The organism is Aneurinibacillus sp. UBA3580, from assembly GCF_002375825.1.
Classification (GTDB): Bacteria; Bacillota; Bacilli; order Aneurinibacillales; family Aneurinibacillaceae; genus Aneurinibacillus; species Aneurinibacillus danicus.
This window is the reverse complement of the sequence record NZ_DFMZ01000030.1, coordinates 38,516-41,787: the sequence shown is the minus strand read 5'-3', so window position 1 is coordinate 41,787 and position 3,272 is coordinate 38,516. Positions and strand designations below refer to the sequence as shown.

The window sequence follows — 3,272 nt, the reverse complement described above, 5'->3', positions numbered from 1 at the left end:
GCAGGAACGACGATCAGCCCGGGAAAAAAATGCATGGTATCAGATTAACCATACGGAAGAGGTAGGAGGTTCTTTCGATTGGCCGGGCAAAGTGCTGCATATGGACGGGGATCGGAATTATCTGAAGAAATGTCTTGCTGTTTATCAGGAGTTGAAAGTGCCGACTATCGGTTATCATTTTCCTGAGAAAGAATTTCCGGAACAGCTCATACCTCTTCTGGAAAAACACAATCCGGATATTCTTGTGTTGACCGGGCATGATGCCTTGCAAAGCAAACGGGGGCCGGCAGACGATTTGAATAGTTACCGTCACTCCAAGTATTTTGTCCAGGCGGTGGAGAAAGCGCGCGCGTTTCAACAGAGTAAAGACAGCTTGATTATTTTCGCGGGAGCCTGCCAGTCTCATTTTGAAGCGATTTTGGGTGCAGGCGCCAATTTTGCCAGTTCACCTAAACGGATTAACATTCACACGCTGGACCCGGTATACATAGCCCAGAAAGTGGCGTATACCTCGATCCAGCAGTCCGTTAATATATTGGATATGATGAAGAACACGATTACCGGCATCGACGGTTTGGGAGGGCTGGAAACAAAAGGATGCTTTCGCTTCGGGATTCCGAAACCGTAAATTTTACTCAGGCATATAACCAGGAAGTGACCGGGAAGGATAGATAGGGCCAGCCTTTATGACATAATGCCGAAAGGGCTGGCTTATAATAATCAGAAGCATAGAATACAACTTTTTTCTTAATTTTTGATTTTTCAGATTTATTAGCGTTTTCCCGGCAAAAATGTGTTGACATTTTTCATTAATTATTGCTATAATAATCGATTTGTTTGACATACTATAAAAATGGTGATATATTTACATATAGTGAGGTGGTCTGAATGGCGAGAAATACGTTACACGATATAAAACGTAATTTGGATGGGCATATCGGCGAGCGGATTTTACTCCGGGCGAACGGTGGCCGGCGCAAGACCATAGAGAGGACGGGAGTTCTGGAAGAAACTTACCCGTCTGTATTTATTGTAAAGCTCGATGAGGACAAGCATTCCTTCGAGCGAGTGTCGTACAGCTATGCAGATGTACTTACAGAGACAGTAGAACTCACAATTTGCCGCGATGATGAATATATTCGCATTGCCTTTGAATAGCAGTAGGATACCATATCCTGCTGTTTTTTATTTGACTTTTTTACATATACTATGCGTACGGGAATGATAAAGGGGGCTGTATATATGGCACGCAGACGAGGCGTTATGTCGGACAAGTTCAAATATGAACTGGCGAAAGACCTTGGATTTTACGAAACTGTGCAGCGTGAAGGCTGGGGAGGCATCACTACCCGCGATGCAGGGAACATGGTGAAGCGCGCTATCCAGCTAGCTGAAGAAGCACTTGCAAAACAGAATCCCGCAAAGTAACCTTTTCCCGGTAAGGGCCAGGCAATCCGCCTGGCCTTTGTGTTTTTTCAGTTTCTATGCTGAAGGGCAGGGAGGACGTCTGAGTCTTATATCCCTTTTCCTTCATTTTCTTATGAATTAATGCTAAAATAAGCAAAGCATAAAATGGAAGGGAAGAAGGAATTGGTGAACGACGCTTGCCTTATGGTCAAGGCTCCGGCAAAAATTAACTTGACGCTAGATGTTTTGGCGAAACGGCCAGATGGCTATCATGAAATTGAAATGGTAATGACAACAATTGATCTGGCGGATAGACTAACCATATATCGGCGGTCAGAAGATAAGATCACGCTGGATTGTACGGTGAGCTATCTTCCGCTTGATCAGAGAAACCACGTATACCAGGCGGCCCGTCTTGTTAAAGAGCGTTACGGCGTTACAGAAGGTGTACACATCCACATCGATAAACAGATTCCTATTGCGGCCGGTCTGGCGGGAGGAAGCAGTGATGCGGCGGCGACAATTAAAGGGTTAAACCGGTTGTGGAATCTGGGTATGAGTGTGGAGGAGATGGCTGAATTAGGTTCGCAGGTTGGCTCAGACGTCTCTTTTTGCGTGTATGGTGGAACGGCGCTGGCGCGCGGACGCGGCGAGAAAATTGAACGTATTCCCACTCCTCCGCCGTGCTGGGTAATTCTGGCGAAGCCCCCTATCGGCGTATCGACGAGCGAGGTGTATGGTGCGTTGCGTATTGATGATCTGAACGAAGGGCGAAAATCGGCTGAAATGGTAGAAGCTATTCGTCAGGGTGATTTTGCCGGTGTATGCCGTGCGCTAGGAAATCATCTGGAGTCAGTGACACTGGATATGCACCCGCAGGTACGTCAGATTAAGGAAAGAATGCTGCGATTTGGCGCTGATGGTGTTTTAATGTCAGGCAGTGGACCGACTGTTTTCGCGCTGACAGAACGTGAATCGAGAATGAACAGAATTTATAATGGCTTACGCGGTTTCTGCAAGGAAGTATACGCCGTACGTATCCTTGGGGAAAATAATCGGTAGCACTTGCGTAAATCCGTACATAAGTGGTATATTCACTTCATAATATTCGGTTTTTTAATTATGGAGGAACATAGATGAAAAAGTTACGGAGAAGTGCCCGTCTTGTAGATATGACGCAGCATCTGCTTGCGCGTCCTCACAAGCTCATGCCGCTCACTTTTTTTGCTGATCAATATGGCGCGGCGAAGTCCTCGATTAGTGAAGACTTATCCATTATTAAGGAATTGTTTGAATCTGAAGGGGTTGGCCTGCTTAAGACGGTAGCAGGCGCGGCTGGCGGTGTGAAATATATTCCGTTGACGAATCATGAAGAGGCACGGACGGGCCTTAAGCGTCTGTGCCAGACGCTGGAAAGCTCTAGCCGATTGCTTCCAGGGGGCTATCTTTATATGGCCGATTTGCTTGGAGACCCGGAAGCGCTATCTGAAATTGGAAAAATATTCGCCACGGTATTTGCCGAGGCGGAAGCGGATTATGTAATGACGGTAGAGACGAAAGGCATTCCGCTTGCCTATGCAACGGCGCACTATTTGAATGTTCCGGTCGTGATTGTGCGCCGCTACAGCAAAGTAACGGACGGCTCTGTCGTAAGCATTAACTATGTATCCGGCTCAAGTAAACGTATCCAGACTATGTCGCTGGCGCGCCGCAGTTTACCTGAGAATTCCAAGGTATTGATTATCGATGACTTTATGAAAGCCGGCGGTACTGTGCGAGGCATGATCGATTTACTGGAGGAATTTAAAGCGGAGGTAGTCGGCGTTGGCGTATTTATGGAGACGGCTAATATAGAAGAGCGTCTT

At 46.7% G+C, this 3,272-nt stretch carries 5 protein-coding genes; all 5 read left to right on the top strand.

The genetic code is table 11. The annotated features are described in order from the left end of the window. A partial coding sequence (yabG, locus tag B2899_RS05010) for a sporulation peptidase YabG (protein ID WP_286884380.1) occupies positions 1-628 on the top strand: 628 nt, incomplete at its 5' end. Between the two features lie 260 nt (positions 629-888). After that, positions 889-1,158, top strand: a complete 270-nt coding sequence (gene veg / locus B2899_RS05005; RefSeq protein ID WP_146809846.1) for a biofilm formation stimulator Veg — start codon at positions 889-891, stop codon at positions 1,156-1,158. A gap of 84 nt (positions 1,159-1,242) precedes the next feature. Then, positions 1,243-1,428, top strand: coding sequence for a small, acid-soluble spore protein, alpha/beta type (locus B2899_RS05000; RefSeq protein WP_146809845.1), 186 nt, complete (start codon positions 1,243-1,245; stop codon positions 1,426-1,428). 144 nt (positions 1,429-1,572) lie between these two features. Next, on the top strand, positions 1,573-2,469 hold the full coding sequence (gene ispE / locus B2899_RS04995; RefSeq protein ID WP_146809844.1) for a 4-(cytidine 5'-diphospho)-2-C-methyl-D-erythritol kinase: 897 nt from the start codon (positions 1,573-1,575) through the stop codon (positions 2,467-2,469). A 74-nt stretch (positions 2,470-2,543) separates the two neighbouring features. Further along, on the top strand, positions 2,544-3,272 hold a 729-nt coding region (gene purR / locus B2899_RS04990; protein ID WP_286884379.1), incomplete at its 3' end, for a pur operon repressor.

Coding starts and splice junctions, on each gene's coding strand:
- veg (WP_146809846.1), top strand. CDS start 889: ATGGCGAGAAATACGTTACACGATATAAAACGTAATTTGGATGGGCAT.
- B2899_RS05000 (WP_146809845.1), top strand. CDS start 1,243: ATGGCACGCAGACGAGGCGTTATGTCGGACAAGTTCAAATATGAACTG.
- ispE (WP_146809844.1), top strand. CDS start 1,573: ATGGAAGGGAAGAAGGAATTGGTGAACGACGCTTGCCTTATGGTCAAG.